The organism is Pseudoxanthomonas sp. GM95, assembly GCF_900109775.1.
In the GTDB taxonomy this organism is placed as follows: domain Bacteria; phylum Pseudomonadota; class Gammaproteobacteria; order Xanthomonadales; family Xanthomonadaceae; genus Pseudoxanthomonas_A.
In genome coordinates, this window is sequence record NZ_FOAX01000002.1 from 704,379 (window position 1) to 719,896 (window position 15,518).

Sequence of the window (15,518 nt, forward strand, 5' to 3'; positions counted from 1 at the left end):
TGGTGGTGCGCAGCAACCTGTGACGATGCCGATGATCGAGGTCGTCCAGCATCCACTGGTGCAGCACAAGCTCACGCTGCTTCGCCGCAGCAAGACCTCCACCACCGAGTTCCGCCGGCTGGTCGGCGAGATCGGCGCGCTGCTGGCCTATGAGGCCTGTCGCGATCTGCCGCTGGCGGCGACCACCATCACCACCTCCAGCGGCGTGATCAGGTCGCCGCTGCTCACCGGCAAGAAGCTCTGCCTGGTCTCGATCACCCACGCCGGCAACCGCCTGATCGACGGCATGCTGGAAGTGATCCCGGCCGCGCGCGTGGGCTACCTCGGTTTGCATCACCACGCAGGCATGGACGATGTCGTCGAGTACGACTGCCGCCTGCCCGAGGACATCGCCCTGCGTCAGGCGATCGTGGTCGATCCCATCATCGCCACCGGCCAGACCGCCGTGGCCGCGCTGCGCCGGATCAAGGCCGCGGGCACGCGCGAGCTCAAGTTCATCTGCCTGCTGGCCGCGCAGGACGGGCTGGAGGCGCTGACGACGGCACACCCGGATGTGGCGATCCACCTGGCCGGCATCGAACCGCGCACGGACGGCGAGGCCGCGCACATGCACGGGCTGGGCGATGCCGGCGAGCGGATGTTCGGCGTGCATTGACGCGTCGGGTGTAGGCGCGTTTTCGTTCCGAAGGAGGGACTGGCCGGCGGGCCGTGCGCGCCGCGTAATGCGGGCATGGACATTCGCCCGCGCCTGACTTCCCTGATCCCCGGCCTGTTGCTGATCGCCGCGCTGCTGGTGCTGGCGCTGGCCCGTTCGATGGTGGGTACCGCGCGCGATGGGCTGACCATCGACGAGCCGTATCACTATGCGGCCGGGCTGTCGTACCAGCGCTTTGGCGACTACCGGCTCAACCCCGAGCATCCGCCGCTGGCCAAGCGCTGGACCGCGTGGCTGGCGCCACGCACGGTGGTGATGCCGCCGCTGCGCGTGATCCACGAGAAGCGCGACGAGCGCCGCTTCGTGCAGACCGCCGCCTACCTGGACAACACGCCCGAAGCGACCCAGGCCAACATCCGGCGCGCGATGTTCGCCTTTAATCTGCTGCTGCTTGGCGCCATCGCGCTGGTGGTGTGGCGCGTGGCCGGGCTGTGGTGGGCGGCAGGCATGCTGGCATGGCTGGCGGTCGAACCGACCATCGGCGCGCACCTGCCGCTGCTGATGACCGACCTGCCGGTCGCGCTCTGCCTCGGCCTGGCCGCCGCCTGTGCGGCGTGGCTGGCGACGAGCTGGCGCTGGCCGGCGTGGCTGGCCTTCGCGCTGGCCTGCGGGCTGGCGCTGGGCACCAAGCATTCGGCGCTGGGCGGACTGGTCGGGATCGGCATCGGATTGAGCGTGCTGGCACTGTGGCGCACGCGCGACGCGGCGGGCATCAGGCAACCCGCGCATCGCCTGCGCCGGCTGGGCGCGATCCTCGCCGCGGCGGTGCTCGCGGTGGTGCTGCTATGGGCGCAATACGGCTTCCAGTTCCATGCCAGTCCCGATGGCAGCGATCCATTCAACCGGCCCTTCGCCGACAAGATCGATGACCTCGCTTCGCCGACACAGCGCGCGGTGCTGACGTTTGCCGACCGTACGCACCTGTTGCCGCGCTCATATGTGTGGGGCCTGGCCGATACGCTGCGGGCCGGCGTGGAAGGACGCGGCCAGCGCAACCACTGGCTGTTCGGTCACAAGTTCAAGGGCGCGCCGCCGTGGTTCTTCTGGCCGGGCGAACTGGCGGCGAAGATTCCATTGCCCTTGCTGGCCGCCGCGCTGCTGGGCCTGCTCGCGCTGTGGCGCGCGCCGTTGACCGGCGCGCAGCGCCGGCTGCTGGTGATGATGGCCGCGTTGGGCCTGGGCTACTGGCTGTCGCTACTGTCGTCGCGTGGCACCTATGCGGGCGTGCGCCACGCGCTGCCGATGTTCCTGCCGCTGGCGACGCTGGCCGGCGCGCTCCCCTGGCGCGCGTCGGTGTCGCTGCGCGGCCGCGTGTGGAAGCCGCTGGCCTTCGCCCCGGCGGCACTGGCGCTGGTGATGACCGCGCGCGAGCCGCGCCTCTACGAATACTTCAACGAACTGGCCGGCGGCAGCGACCAGGCCTGGCGCGGCTTCACCGACGAAGGCGTGGACCTGGGCCAGCGCCTGCCGGAGATCAAGGCGTACGTGGCCGTCCACAAGCCAGCCGACGCGATGCTCTACAACGGCTACATGTACATGCCCGAGTGGGCGCGCGCTGAGCAGGTGCCGCTGCGGCGCTATGTGGAAAGCGTGGACGACACCAACGTGGCCGGGCATTACGCCGGCTGGTTTCTGCTGCCGATGGCGATGACCATCCCCGAGCCGGAGTTCGATTACGACCCGAAGAAAACCATGGCGCATCTGAAGCTGATCAAGCGCATCGGCACGCTGGGCGTGTGGACCGGCTATATCGACGAGCCACGTGCACGCGCCTCCAGCCTGTATCCGATCGTGATCGAGGAGATCTACGAACAGCCCAAGCCGGACTGGCCGCAGATCGCGCGACGCTGCGGCGAGATCGTCAAGCTGATGCCGTTCCACGTCGGCTGCGCGGTGGAAGAAGGCAATGCGCTGGCGCGCATCGGCGACATCACAGGTGCGCGCAAGGCCTGGGCACAGGCGCGCGCGACCATGCCGGCCGATGACCCGACCGTGGTCCAGCTGCTGGCGATGGAGCAGGCCACGGCCAGCGGCACGCTGCCCGCGCAGTGGCGGCCGGTGCGCAATCCTTGGATGGAGTAGGGCGCAGCGATTGCGCGCTTTCGTGAGCTGTGCGGGCGCGTGGCGCGGCTCAGGGCGTTGCGCCGGGATGGCGCTGCCAACCCGGTGTGAGAAAAGCGCCCAGCGGCCCGCCGACCGCGTGCAGCGAATAAATCTTCCATCCGCCATCCTGCTTGACCAGGCCGACGCGCATGGCCACCGCGCGTCCGTGCGTGGTGTGGACCTGTCCATGCAACAGGCCGCGACCGGTCATGCGCTTGCGTCCGAACCAGGTCGTGCCGCGGACTTCGATCAGCCCGTGGCGCACCTGCCAATCGTGCAGGGCCGCCGCATCGGTGGCCGCGAGGAAGGCATCGGACAGAAACGCGCGCGCCGCACCCGCGTCATGGCGTGCCAGCGCGGCGAAGAAGCCTGTGCCTGCTTCGGCCATGCCGCGCGTCAGGCGAATCAGCAGCCACACCAGCCCGCCGGATAACACGGCCGCCACGAGTAACCCCAGCAGCAACGCGGGGAGCCACAGGCCGATCGGTGCCGCGCTGCTGGTCATGGCCATGCTCCTGTCGATCCGGGCGCGTGGAGCGATCCACCTCGCAAGCGAGGCGCGCGCATCCATCGTCGCCATCCACAACGTCCCGGCGTGCGGCAATCGGTCGCGGGAGGGACAGCATGATCGCGGCATGACATCGCGGTCAGGCGCGATCGCAGCTTCTAAACGCCCCAGCGCCGATCCAGCCAACGCTGCATTGAACCAAGGAGCTCCATCGCCCTCACCACCGCGCAGGCCCGCGACGCGCTGCTAGCATCGACGCCCATGGATTCCTTCACCCACCTGGTTCTCGGCGGTGCCATCGGCGCCGCCATCGCTCCGGCCGGCCAACGCCGCGCCGCCATCCTGGCCGGCGCCGCGCTCAACACCGTGCCGGATCTGGACGTGTTGCTGCTGCCGCTGTTCACCGATGACCCGGTGCTGCTGATGACCTGGCATCGCAGCTTCCTGCATTCGATTTTCCTGCTGCCGCTGATCGGCTGGCTGGTGTGGGGCATGTGCCGGCTGCACGGCAAGCGGGTGAAGTCGGCGCCGGTGCGTTGGTTCTGGCTGATCCAGGCCTGCCTGCTCAGTCATCCGCTGATGGACGCCTGCACCGTCTACGGCACCTCGTTGCTGTGGCCGATGGAGACGCCACCGGCGATGTGGTCGCTGTTCTTCATCATCGAACCTGCCTTCACCCTGTGGCTATTGCTGGGCTGCGTGATCGCCTGGTGCAGTCCGAAGAAGCCGCTCGGCCGGCGCAGCGCGATCGCCGGCGTGGTGCTTGCGGCCGGCGTGATCGGCGTGGCCGGCTTCTCCAAATGGAAGGTCGATCGCGAGGCCGATCGCACCCTGGCGGCGATGGGCCTGGCGCACGCGCCGCGTTTTTCCACGCCGCTGCCGTTCTCCACGCTGTTGTGGCGCGTGGTGGCGATGACGCCCAGCGGCTATGTCGATGCCGAGCGCTCGGTGTTCGACGAGGGCCCGATGGTGTTCCGCGGCCATCCGTCCAACACCCAGGCGCTGGCGCAGGCCAAGGCGATCGGCATTCCGGCCGTGACGCGCCTGGACTGGTTCAACCACGGTTTCATGCGCACCCAGGTGCAGGATGGGCGACTGGTGCTGTCGGACCTGCGCATGGGCCTGGACCCGACCTACACCTTCAACTTCGCCGTGGCCGCGCAGCACGAAGGCGACTGGCAGGCGGTGGCGCCGGAGCAGATCAAGGTGCCGCTGCCGATCTCCGGCGTGTCGGGCTTCGCGAAGTTGATCGGCGCGGTCTGGCACCGCACCTGGCATGAAAGCAACGTGCCGCTGCGCGATGTGATCGTCGCGCCACGGCCGGTCGATGCCACGACGGAAGCGGTCGCGCCGGACGGCGGCGCGCACTGAGCGGCGACCGGGCGCCATCGCGCACCTGATCACGGCATCGTCCCTGTACGCCACCGGGCAGGCCTGCATCACGCAAGCTCAGTAGTGCTTGGCGTCCGGGTCGTAGATCGTGGCCTGGCGCGCGATCATCACCCACGCCCCGTCGCCGTACTGCCAGACGTTGGTGCTGCGGCGCCGGATCGTCTTGCCCTTGTCCGGGCCGAATCCGGGCACCAGGGTTTCATCGGCCATGGTGACCGCGACGTTGCCGTAGAACTCGACCTTCTCCAGCCTGGAGGTGTAGCCGCCCTCGTACTCCAGCTGGCCGCGCTTGATCGCATCCAGCACTTCGGCGCGGGTCAGCACGTGGTTGTTGGGGCTGTTGACCAGCAGCTTGGGTGACCAGAGTTTTTCGAGTGCGGCGGTGTCATGCGTGGTGATCGCCTTGCCGACCGCGGCGCCGGCGGCGGCGAGCTGCTGCTTCGCCTCGGGGAGCAGCTCCTGCGCCTGAACGGCCCGGCTGCACAAGGCCAGCAGGAGCAGCATCGGGACAACCCATGACCTGGACATGGAAACTCCTTGATCGAAGAGGGAAGGTCTCCCGGGATCAGCGGGAGACCTGTCCCTGTTACGCGAAAAGCGTCGCCGACCCGCCACGCGGCGCTGGGGGCCGCATGGATCAAGGGCACAACGTCAAGGAAGAACGCGCCAGCTGCGACGCGTGCGGGCGATGTTGCAATGGAGCGCCGCCGGTCCCGGCCTCAGGCTGCTGCGGCGAATCCCGACGGCACGCCGGCTTCGAGCGCGTCGAAGTAATCGGCGGTCAGGCGCAGCTGCTCGTCGGACGTCGCGGCGCGGTTGACCACCGCGCGGAAGGCGGCATTCTCGGGACGATCCTTCGCATACCAGCCCAGGTGCTTGCGCGCGATGCGCACGCCCTGCGGCGCGCCGTAGAAGGCGTGCAGCGCCTGCAGGTGGCCGAGCAGGATGTCGCGCACTTCGCCGATCGACGGCGGCGGCAGTTCTTCGCCGGTGGCCAGGTAATGGGCGATCTCGCGGAAGATCCACGGCCGGCCCTGCGCGGCGCGGCCGACCAGCACCGCATCGGCGCCGGTCTGGCGCAGCACCTGCGCGGCCTTGCGCGGTGAATCGACATCGCCATTGGCGAACACCGGGATCGTCAGCGCGGCCTTGATCGCCGCGATGGTGTCGTACTCGGCGAAGCCGGTGTACTGCTGGTCGCGGGTGCGGCCGTGCACGGCCAGCGCGGCGATGCCGGCGTCCTGCGCGATGCGCGCGATCACCGGTGCGTTGCGATGGTCGGCATCCCAGCCGGTGCGGATCTTCAGCGTCACCGGCACGTCCACGGCCTTGACCACGGCCTCGACGATGCGCGCCACCAGGCCTTCATCGCGCATCAGCGCCGAACCGGCCCAGGCGTTGCACACCTTCTTGGCCGGGCAGCCCATGTTGATGTCGATGATCTGCGCGCCGTGGTCGACGTTGTAGCGCGCCGCATCGGCCAGCTGCTGCGGCTCGGTGCCGGCGATCTGCACGCTCACCGGCGCCGGTTCACCGTCATGGTCCATGCGCCGCAGCGACTTGTCGGTCTTCCAGAAGCGCGGATCGCTGGTGGTCATCTCCGACACCGCCAGGCCGGCGCCGAGCTGCTTGCACAGCTGGCGGAACGGCTTGTCGGTGACCCCGGCCATCGGCGCCAGGATCAGCGGTGGATCGATCGTGTACGGGCCGATGCGCATGCTGGAATCGTCGCAGCCCGGACTCAGAAGTCCGGCGTCAGCTTCGGCATCGACACCGCGGCGCCTTCGCTCTCGGTCGAGCGCGCGGCAAAGCGGTTGGCAAAGCGCACGTGCACGTTGAACGCGGCCTGCGGTGCATGCGCCAGCGACGCGGCCAGCGCGCCGTTGAACGCATCGCCTGCGCCTGTGGTGTCCACGGTTTGCGCGCTGTCGGCGCCAACGCGGTAGTACGCCTGGGTGTCGCCGCGCAGCTGTTCGTCCTCGTGCGAGACGAACACGCCGACCGCGCCCAGGGTCACCACCACGGTGCCGCCGGGCAGCAGCTGGCGGCAGAGGCCATGCAGCGTATTGCCGTCCAGCGCGGCGACGTCGTCGCCCTCCATGCGATGGCCGACGTGGCGGCCGAGCAGGGCGGCGAACTCGGTTTCGTTCGGGGTGAGGATGTCGCTCTGGCGCAGCAGCGAGATGCTGGCCACGGCGTTGGCCGGCGCAGCGTTGAGGATGGTCAGCACGCCGGCGGCGCGTGCGGCGGTCATCGTCGCCTCGATGCTTTCCAGCGGCGATTCCAGCTGCGCCAGCACCACCTGCGCACCGGCCAGCAGCGACTGCTGCTGGGCGATGAAATCGGTGCTCAGGGTGAAGTTGGCGCCCGGGCCGATCACGATGGTGTTGCGGCCGTGGTTATCCACGTAGATGCCGCCGGTGCCGGTGGGCTCGACGCTGTCTTCGGCGATCACGTGCACGCCGTCGTGCGCGGCCAGGTCGCGCGCCATCACGCCGCCCGGATCGTGGCCGAGCGAGCAGACGAACGCCGTCGACGCACCCGCGCGCGCTGCCGCGATGGCCTGGTTGAAGCCCTTGCCGCCGGGGCCGGAGCTGTAGCGGCCGGCAATGGTGGCGCCAGCGGCCGGCAGCGCATCGCAGCGCCAGACGTGGTCGACATTGAACGAGCCGACGACAACGACAGAACTCATATACATCTCTTCTTCAATAGAAACGGCAGCTTGGCGCGGCCGTGTGGGCGCGCAAGTATGCCGCAGGCGGCCGTGCGGCCGCCGTACGCGATCCCAGTTTGCTGAATGGAAAATCGCGCGATCGGGCGCAAAGGCCCGTCGCGCCAAGGGCTCAGCTGAAGTGCGTCAGCACGCCGGCGATGGTCGCGGTCATGAACGTGGCGATCGAACCGCCCAGCACTGCGCGCAGGCCGAAGCGGGCCAGGTCGGCGCGGCGCTCCGGGGCCAGGCCGCCGATGCCGCCGATCTGGATCGCGATCGAGCTGAAGTTGGCGAAGCCGCACAGCGCGTAGGTGGCGATCAGGCGGCCGTCCGGGCTCAGTGACATGCCCGGCACCTGGCCGTTCACGATCTGGGCCAGCTCGGAATAGGCGACGAACTCGTTGATCACCACCTTCTGGCCGATCAGCGAGCCGACGGTGATCGCATCGGCCCACGGCGTGCCGATCACCCAGGCGATCGGGGCCAGCACGTAGCCGAAGATCGTCGCCAGGTTGGTCGGACGGCCGATCGCCGAGGCGATGCCGGTGACATCGCCCAGCCAGGTCAGCGGCGCGTTGATCAGCGCGATCAGCGCGATGAAGGCCAGCAGCATTGCGCCGATGTTCAGCGCCAGGCGCAGGCCGTCGCCGGCACCGGCCGCGGCGGCGTCGATGATGTTGCTGGTGGTCTTTTCCACTTCCATCTTGACCGTGCCGCGGGTCAGCGGCGTGCCGGTCTCGGGGATCAGGATCTTGGCGATCACCAGCGTGGCCGGCGCGGCCATGATCGAGGCGGCCAGCAAATGCTTGGCGTAGAACGCCTGCTGCGCCGGATCGCCGCCGCCGAGCATGCCGACGTACGCGGCCAGCACGCCGCCGGCGATGTGCGCCATGCCGCCGATCATCATCGTGATCAGCTCCGATTCGGTCATCTTGGGGATGTACGGGCGCACGGTCAGCGGCGCCTCGGTCTGGCCGATGAACACGCTGGCGCAGACGCTGGTGGTTTCGGCACCGGACACGCGCATCACCTTGGTGATCGCCAGCGCCATCACCCGCACCACGGCCTGCATCACGCCCAGGTGGTAGAGCACGCCCATCAGCGCGGAGAAGAAGATGATGGTCGGCAGCACCTGGAAGGCGAAGATGAAGCCGGCCTTGGGCACGTCCATCAGGCTGCCGAAGATGAAGTTGGAGCCTTCGCCGACGAAGCTCAGGACCTTCACGAACACCTGGCCCAGCCAGTCGAACACGTCGCGACCGCCTGGCACCAGCAGCACCAGCGCGGCAAAACCGATCTGCAGGATCACGCCGGTGGCCACCAGCCGCCAGTCCACCGCACGCTTGTTATTGGAGAACAGCCAGGTGATGCCCAGCAGCACGACCAGCCCGAACAGGCCAAACGCGGCCCGCGATACACCTTCCAGCATCAGCTTCCCCAAGAAACACGCGACTTCGAATCTGCCAGCCTAGTGGAGGGCGCCGGCGGCGGCAAGGAAAAGGCCGGCGCGCGGCGCGAAGCGCCAGGATTGGCGGGCGATTTCTCGTTTCTTGTGCCTGTGGGCCGGCGCGCGAAACACGACGTCGCCGCCGTTCAGCGGCAGGGCGCAGCGGCCGGATTGTCGGGCTGCAGGGTCAGATCGCGCGGAATCGGCGCCTTCGCCGGATGGCTGTCGAAGGATTCGCGGTACAGGCGCTGGGCCTGGTGCTCGGCATCGGCGCGCTGGCGGGCGTCGAGCGTGCCGGCCGCGGGCGCGGGACCGCCGCTCAGGTAGGACAGCAGCAGCTGGTAGCTGTACGCCTGGGTTGGGTCGTCGGGCACCAGGGCGTTGAGCAGGCCGCCGTCGCTGGCGTAGGCATCGGCCAGCAGCTGCACGGCCATCGGATCGCCGGCGTGCAGCGCCCGCTGCAGCATCGGCACCGCTTCACGATACCAATCGGCGAACACCGGGTCCTGCAGGTAGCTGTGCTGGTCCAGGAACGCGTTGGATTTGTTGAAGAACGGCCCCGTCGCGTAGCGCAGCATCGCGTCGCGGTTGCCGGCCAGGGCGGCCTTGCGCAGATAGCTCGCCGCCTGCCTGAGCGTGGCGGTGTCCAGCCCCTGGCAATAGCCGTCGAAGCCGCGGTCGCGGGCGATGACCTGCTGGCGCGCGGCATCTGCGGCCGCATCGGCCTGGCCCAGCGACGCGCCATGCTTCAGCGCTTCCACGCGTGCGTTTTCGATCGGCAGGTCATCGGTGATCTGGGAGAGGTTGCACAGGCTCAGCTCCACGCCGATCCGGCAGGCGGCCTGTGCGTCGCCCGCGTCGGCGCGGCGGCGCAGCGTGTCGAAGTTCGCACCCAGCGGCTCGCCCCAGGGCGGTAGCGGCGCGGTGGAGGCGGGTGGCGATGCGGGCAGGCCGCGTTCCTCGCGGGCGGTGTCGACGCGGTTCCGGTCTTCGGTGCTGCTGCGGGCCTGCGCGACCCGGGCGGCGATCTGCGCCGAGACCGCGGCGCTGCTGGCCTGCTGTCGCCAGCGCCACAGGCCGAAGGCCACGGCGGCCAACACCAGCAGGCCCATCACCAGATTGAACCGGGCGCGTGGGGTCACGGCGCTTTCCTTGGTCGTCGCATGGCGGGAAGTCTGCCACGGCGCATTGAGAAGGCGTCATGCCGAACCGGGAACGCCGTGGCGCATGCCGCGGCTTCATTTGGAAAGGCGATCGAAGTTATTTGACTCTTGAATGAGAATGATTATCATCACTCTCGAATCGTCTACGGAGCTCGTGCCATGAATGTCCACACTGTCGTCTTCCCCCAGAACGACCTGCGTGCCGCCGACCGCACCCCGCGCGTCGTGCCGCCGGCCGAGACGCTCAGCAGCGAAGCCCTGCTCAAGGGCCGCCGCGAAATCCTGATCCAGCACGGCGATCGCACCTACCGCCTGCGCCATACCAGCAACGACAAGCTGATCCTCACCAAGTAAGTCGACCGATTTCGTGGGCGATGGAGTGCCCGCCTTTGTTGCCGCCGTGCCGACCGCTGCGTCAGGCATGGCCGGGCCCCCCGGAATTGCCGGCGTGGCCCCGGCGGACCGGCTCGGCTGAGCCGGCTGCCCTGATTCGGCTTTGCCCCGCAGTACTTGCTGCCGTCGCGTTTCCCGTCTTCCCGCTCTCGTCCAGGTAACGGTCATGACCCTCGACACGACTGTCCGGCCCGCCCACATCGTCAAGGCCCTGCCGAGGCCGCAACAGCTCGCCGCGCTCGGTACGGTCCTGTGCCTGTATCGCCCGCAGCAGGGCAGTGAGCTGGCCGGTTGGAACCAGTCGGTGAGCGCCTGCATCCAGGCCGGTGTGGAAAGCGACGGCCTGCGCGAAAGCCTGCTGTTCTTCGATCGCGATGGCCAATGCTGCTGGCGGCTGTGCCTGCTGCCGGACAGCGACTTCCTGGCCTGGGACCAGCTTGGCGCGCAGCTGCCGGTGCAAAACCCTGCGGCGTTGGCGAGTCGCGGCGTCAGTGAGCGGCTGTGGCAACGGTTGGCGCGTCGCCTGACCGGCGAACAATGGCGCGCCTGCCCGGTGCGCCTGCATGCCTTGCCCGAAAGTGGCGCCGGCGCGGTGCTGGCCGCCAGCCTGACGCCGGTGTCTTCGTTGGGGGCGGCAACCACGCGCGAGATCGTCCGCGCCGAAGGCGCCGAACTGGCCGCGTGGGACGACTGCTGCTGCGCGCAGGCGGCGTTGCGTTCGGTCGATGCACCGGTAAAAAAAGGCGAGCTGGCCGATTACGTGTTCCGCCCCGATCTGGAGTTCCATCGATGAGCCGCGTGCGCAACGTCGCCGTCCTTGTCGCACTCACCGCTGTCTTCGCCTCACCTGCCCACGCGGCCGAACCCGCCGCCGCCGATCCAGTCCGCGACCACGCGACCCTGCTCAAGATCGCAGGCGAATACGCCGTGGATTTCGCCTTTGACGAGACCGTGTTGCTGCAGCCCGGCTACGAGCGCGCCGCGGCGATGCGCAGCGGCGGCGATGAAGCGGTGATCGTGATCGAAGACACGCCGACCAAGGTGTCGCTGCAGCACCTGCTGGTGGACGGCAAGAGCGGGCATGTGACCAAGCACTGGCGCGAAGACTGGATCTACCAGGCGCCGCAGCGCTTTGAATTCACCGCAGACCAGACCTGGACCGTGCGCGCGCTGTCGCCGCAGGAAACCACTGGCGCCTGGACCCAGTGCGTGTACGAAGTCAGCGACGCGCCGCGCTATTGCGGCACCGGGCGTTGGACCTACAACGGTGAAGCGGCCACCTGGACCAGCGACGACAGCTGGCGTCCGTTGCCGCGTCGCGAGTACACCCGGCGCAGCGACTACAACGCGCTGCGCGTGATCAACCGCCATACGGTCACGCCGAACGGCTGGACCCACGAGCAGTTCAACACCAAGGTGCTGCGCAAGCCGGACGGCAGTCAGATCGAGATCGCGCGCGAGTTCGGTTTCGACGATTACCACCGCGACAGCCAGGTCGATTTCACCCCGGCCTATACCTATTGGAAGGCGACCAAGGACTTCTGGGCTGGCGTGCGTGCGCGCTGGGCCGGCTTCCTCGACCAGCCGCCGGGCGTACACCTGAAGACCAAGCTGGACGGCATGGCGATGATCATGCCGCTGTTCGAGCAGGCCGCCACGCTGGAGGAAGGCGGCAAGGTCAAGGCCGGGGACACCGACGCGGTGTTCGCGCAGTGGGTTGAAGCGGCGCCGGCCGCGCGTTGAACCCACTACGCCGGCCCGCCGCCGGCGCATGCCTATAATCGAAGGCAGGGAGCGCCCTGACGCAGGGCGACGCAAGGGAAGGGGAATGTCATGGGTATCGGAATGATCCTGGCCGCGGTGATCGTGGTCTTCGTCGTGGTCACGCTGTTCAAGGGCGTGCGCGTGGTGCCGCAGGGCTTCGAGTACACGGTCGAGCAGTTCGGCAAGTACACCAATACGCTCTCGCCGGGCCTGCACATCCTGATTCCGTACATGCAGGGCGTGGGCCGCAAGGTCAACATGATGGAACAGGTGTTCGACGTGCCTTCCCAGGAGGTCATCACCCGCGACAACGCGGCGGTCACCGTGGATGGCGTGGTGTTCTTCCAGGTGCTCGACGCCGCCAAGGCGGCCTACGAGGTGTCCAGCCTGGACCAGGCGATGATCGCGCTGATCCAGACCAACATCCGCACCGTGATCGGCTCGATGGACCTGGACGAATCGCTGAGCAATCGCGAAGTCATCAACGCCAAGCTGCTGGGCGTGGTCGACCACGCCACCAGCCCGTGGGGCGTCAAGGTCAACCGCATCGAGATCAAGGACATCCAGCCGCCGCGCGACCTGCTTGATGCAATGGCGCGGCAGATGAAGGCCGAACGCGACAAGCGCGCCTCGATCCTGGAAGCCGAGGGCGCGCGCCAGTCGGGGATCCTGCGCGCCGAGGGCGAAAAGCAGAGCGCGATCCTGGAAGCCGAAGGCAAGCGCGAGGCCGCCTACCGCGAGGCCGAGGCCCGCGAGCGCCTGGCCGAGGCCGAAGCCAAGGCCACCACGCTGGTCTCACAGGCGATCGCCGATGGCAACGTGCAGGCGATCAACTACTTCGTCGCACAGAAGTATGTCGAGGCGTTCAAGGAACTGGCCACCGCGCCCAACCAGAAGTTCGTGCTGATGCCGATGGAGGCCAGCGGCATGATCGGCTCGCTCGGTGGCATCGCCCAGCTGGCGCGCGAAGCGCTGGGGTCCGACGGTCCCAAGCCGCCGCCGGCGATCCCGCCGCGCGCGCCGCGTCCCGGCGTCTGAGGGCATGACGATGCGTCTTGCCTTCTGGGCGGTGCTGGCGCTTGTGCTGTTCGCCGCCGAAGCGCTGGTGCCCGGTGCCTCGCTGATGTGGCTGGGCTTTGCCGCCGTGGCGATGATGGCGGTGATGCTGATCGCGCCCGGCCTGGACATCCTGCCGCAGGCGATCCTGTTCGCGGTGTTCGCCATTGCCTCGGTACTGGTCTACCGGCGCTGGTTCCGCGCCCGCGCCCAGGTCAGCGACAAGCCGCTGCTCAACCGCCGCGCCGACCAGCTGATCGGCCAGACCGCGCTGCTGGACCAGGCCATCGTGCGCGGCCGCGGCCGTATCCAGCTCGCCGACACCTACTGGACCGTCGAAGGCCCGGACCTGCCGGTCGGCGCCGCCGTGCGCATCGTGTCCACCGACGGCATGGTGCTGCGCATCGAGGAAGCCTGATCCCGGGCCCCGTGGCATTGGTCATGCCGCGGGCCAGAGGTCCTTTCTGGAATAATGCCGGCCTCTTTGGAAGGACCAGCCCATGACCCAGAAGACGATCCTCAACGACAGCCACCGCGCGCTTGGCGCCAAGATGGTGGACTTCGGCGGCTGGGACATGCCGATCAGCTACGGCTCGCAGATCGAGGAACACCACGCCGTGCGCCGCGATGCCGGCATGTTCGACGTCAGCCACATGACCGTGGTCGACCTGCGAGGCCCGCGCACGCGCGAGTTCCTGCGCTACCTGGTGGCCAATTCGGTCGACAAGCTCAAGAAGCCGGGCAAGGCGCTGTACACCGCGATGCTGGACGCCAAGGGCGGCGTGATCGACGACCTGATCATCTACTTCCTGGACGAGGCCTTCTTCCGCCTGGTGGTCAACGCCGCCACGCGCGACAAGGACCTGGCGTGGATCAACAAGCAGGCTGCCGCCTATGGCGTGGAAGTGATCGAGCGCCCGGAGCTGGCGATGATCGCCGTGCAGGGCCCGAACGCGCGCGCCAAAGTCATCGGCCTGCTGCGCGAGCAAGATCGCGCCGCGGCCGACAAGCTGACCCGCTTCGCCGCGGTCGATGCGGTCAGCACCGGTGGCGCCGAACTGTTCGTCGCGCGCACCGGCTACACCGGTGAGGACGGCTTCGAGATCGTGCTGCCGGCCGATGCGGCCGTGGCGTTCTGGGACGCGCTGGTAGAAGCGGGCGTCAAGCCGGCCGGGCTGGGCGCGCGCGACACGCTGCGCCTGGAGGCCGGTATGAATCTTTATGGCCAGGACATGGACGAGACCGTCTCGCCGTACGAAGCCGCGATGGGTTGGACGGTCACGCTGGACGAAGGCCGCGAGTTCGTCGGCCGCGAGGTGCTGGAAGCGCAGCACCTGCAGGGCGCGCCGCGCCAGCTGATCGGGCTGGTGATGGATGAGAAGGGCGTGCTGCGTCACGGCCAGAAGGTCATCACTGCCGAAGGCGAGGGCGAGATCCTCTCCGGCACGTTCTCGCCGACGCTGGGCAAGGCGATCGCCTTCGCGCGCGTGCCGGCGGGCGAGCCTGGTGAGGTGCGCGTGGACATTCGTGGCCGCGAAGTGCCGGTGCGCGTGGTCAAGTTCCCGTTCGTGCGCGATGGCCAGCCGCAGGCCGGCGTGCTCACCTAAGCAGGAGGCACGGCCATGGCCGAGTCACTGGACTACTTCGTCACCTTGCACTCGCCCTGGTCTTACCTGGGTCACCAGGCATTCCTGGATGTCGCTGCGCGCCACGGCGCGCAGGTGCGCACGCGGCCGGTGCGGATCCTCGACCTGTTCGCCGAAGTCGGTGCGCTGCCGTTGGCGCAGCGCCCGCCGACGCGCCAGGCCTATCGGCTGATCGAACTGCAGCGCGTGCGCGAGCAACGCGGCCTGCCGCTCAACCTCAAGCCGAAGTTCTATCCCTGCGACATCGGCTTGGCCGACCGCGTGATCATCGCGCTGATCGAGCATGGCCACGCGCCACATACTTATATGTCTGCCGCCTACGCCGCGCTGTGGGCGCAGGAGGCCAACCTAGCCGATGCCGACACGCTGGCCGGCTTGCTGCGCGCACTGGGCGTCGATGCCGATGCGATCCTCAAGACGGCCGATGCACCGCACGTTGCGCAGCTCTACGCCGACAACACCCGCGCGGCGATCGAGGCGGGCCTGCCCGGATTGCCGGGTTACGTCCGCGGCGGCGAACCGTTCTGGGGGCAGGACCGCATCGACCTGCTTGACGCGGCGCTGACCAGCGGTCGCGCACCGTACCGGGCCGGGTGACAAGTCGCCTGCGCCTTTCGC

At 68.5% G+C, this 15,518-nt stretch carries 16 protein-coding genes; 10 read left to right on the top strand and 6 right to left on the bottom strand.

Going from position 1 to position 15,518, the window contains the following annotated elements:
- Window positions 1–31: 31 nt before the first annotated feature.
- Entirely contained in the window at window positions 32–655 is a 624-nt protein-coding gene (upp, locus tag BMZ17_RS11155; protein WP_254775283.1) for a uracil phosphoribosyltransferase, read from the top strand.
- Between the two features lie 75 nt (window positions 656–730).
- The gene (locus BMZ17_RS11160) at window positions 731–2,797 is read left to right on the top strand and encodes a hypothetical protein (protein ID WP_093138648.1); all 2,067 of its coding nucleotides are present in this window, start codon (window positions 731–733) and stop codon (window positions 2,795–2,797) included.
- A gap of 49 nt (window positions 2,798–2,846) precedes the next feature.
- On the opposite strand, the gene BMZ17_RS11165 is transcribed toward BMZ17_RS11160, so the two are convergent.
- Window positions 2,847–3,323 (bottom strand): nuclear transport factor 2 family protein, encoded by a 477-nt coding sequence (locus tag BMZ17_RS11165; RefSeq protein ID WP_139202895.1) that lies wholly within the window; start codon window positions 3,321–3,323, stop codon window positions 2,847–2,849.
- Window positions 3,324–3,587: 264 nt separating this feature from the next.
- Between BMZ17_RS11165 and BMZ17_RS11170 the strand changes: the two genes are divergently transcribed.
- On the top strand, window positions 3,588–4,697 hold the full coding sequence (locus BMZ17_RS11170; RefSeq protein ID WP_093138650.1) for a metal-dependent hydrolase: 1,110 nt from the start codon (window positions 3,588–3,590) through the stop codon (window positions 4,695–4,697).
- Window positions 4,698–4,775: 78 nt separating this feature from the next.
- Here BMZ17_RS11170 and BMZ17_RS11175 read toward each other — a convergent pair whose 3' ends face one another.
- The 5 genes from BMZ17_RS11175 to BMZ17_RS11195 all read right to left on the bottom strand — a co-directional run bounded on the left by BMZ17_RS11175 (window position 4,776) and on the right by BMZ17_RS11195 (window position 10,020).
- A complete protein-coding gene (locus BMZ17_RS11175) occupies window positions 4,776–5,246 on the bottom strand; it encodes a nuclear transport factor 2 family protein (RefSeq protein ID WP_093138651.1) in 471 nt (156 codons plus the stop codon).
- 191 nt (window positions 5,247–5,437) lie between these two features.
- Window positions 5,438–6,436 (bottom strand): tRNA dihydrouridine synthase DusB, encoded by a 999-nt coding sequence (dusB, locus tag BMZ17_RS11180; RefSeq protein ID WP_093138652.1) that lies wholly within the window; start codon window positions 6,434–6,436, stop codon window positions 5,438–5,440.
- 23 nt (window positions 6,437–6,459) lie between these two features.
- Window positions 6,460–7,410 carry a ribokinase gene (locus BMZ17_RS11185; RefSeq protein WP_093138653.1) on the bottom strand — a complete coding sequence of 317 codons (951 nt, stop codon included), beginning with the start codon at window positions 7,408–7,410 and terminating at the stop codon, window positions 6,460–6,462.
- 151 nt (window positions 7,411–7,561) lie between these two features.
- Window positions 7,562–8,860 (bottom strand): NupC/NupG family nucleoside CNT transporter, encoded by a 1,299-nt coding sequence (locus tag BMZ17_RS11190; protein WP_093138654.1) that lies wholly within the window; start codon window positions 8,858–8,860, stop codon window positions 7,562–7,564.
- Window positions 8,861–9,024: 164 nt separating this feature from the next.
- A complete protein-coding gene (locus tag BMZ17_RS11195; protein WP_093138655.1) occupies window positions 9,025–10,020 on the bottom strand; it encodes a hypothetical protein in 996 nt (331 codons plus the stop codon).
- Between the two features lie 180 nt (window positions 10,021–10,200).
- Here BMZ17_RS11195 and BMZ17_RS11200 point away from each other — a divergent pair, with 180 nt between their 5' ends.
- From BMZ17_RS11200 to BMZ17_RS11230, 7 genes are all read left to right on the top strand, one after another.
- On the top strand, window positions 10,201–10,395 hold the full coding sequence (locus BMZ17_RS11200) for a hemin uptake protein HemP (RefSeq protein ID WP_093138656.1): 195 nt from the start codon (window positions 10,201–10,203) through the stop codon (window positions 10,393–10,395).
- A gap of 205 nt (window positions 10,396–10,600) precedes the next feature.
- Window positions 10,601–11,227 carry a hypothetical protein gene (locus BMZ17_RS11205; RefSeq protein ID WP_093138657.1) on the top strand — a complete coding sequence of 209 codons (627 nt, stop codon included), beginning with the start codon at window positions 10,601–10,603 and terminating at the stop codon, window positions 11,225–11,227.
- A complete protein-coding gene (locus BMZ17_RS11210; RefSeq protein ID WP_093138658.1) occupies window positions 11,224–12,177 on the top strand; it encodes a DUF6607 family protein in 954 nt (317 codons plus the stop codon). The genes BMZ17_RS11205 and BMZ17_RS11210 overlap by 4 nt, the downstream gene beginning before the upstream one ends.
- A gap of 90 nt (window positions 12,178–12,267) precedes the next feature.
- The gene (locus tag BMZ17_RS11215; RefSeq protein ID WP_093138659.1) at window positions 12,268–13,236 is read left to right on the top strand and encodes an SPFH domain-containing protein; all 969 of its coding nucleotides are present in this window, start codon (window positions 12,268–12,270) and stop codon (window positions 13,234–13,236) included.
- 4 nt (window positions 13,237–13,240) lie between these two features.
- Window positions 13,241–13,672, top strand: coding sequence for an NfeD family protein (locus BMZ17_RS11220; protein WP_093138660.1), 432 nt, complete (start codon window positions 13,241–13,243; stop codon window positions 13,670–13,672).
- 82 nt (window positions 13,673–13,754) lie between these two features.
- On the top strand, window positions 13,755–14,861 hold the full coding sequence (gene gcvT, locus BMZ17_RS11225; protein WP_093138661.1) for a glycine cleavage system aminomethyltransferase GcvT: 1,107 nt from the start codon (window positions 13,755–13,757) through the stop codon (window positions 14,859–14,861).
- A 15-nt stretch (window positions 14,862–14,876) separates the two neighbouring features.
- Window positions 14,877–15,497 (top strand): 2-hydroxychromene-2-carboxylate isomerase, encoded by a 621-nt coding sequence (locus tag BMZ17_RS11230; protein WP_093138662.1) that lies wholly within the window; start codon window positions 14,877–14,879, stop codon window positions 15,495–15,497.
- Window positions 15,498–15,518 lie beyond the last annotated feature (21 nt).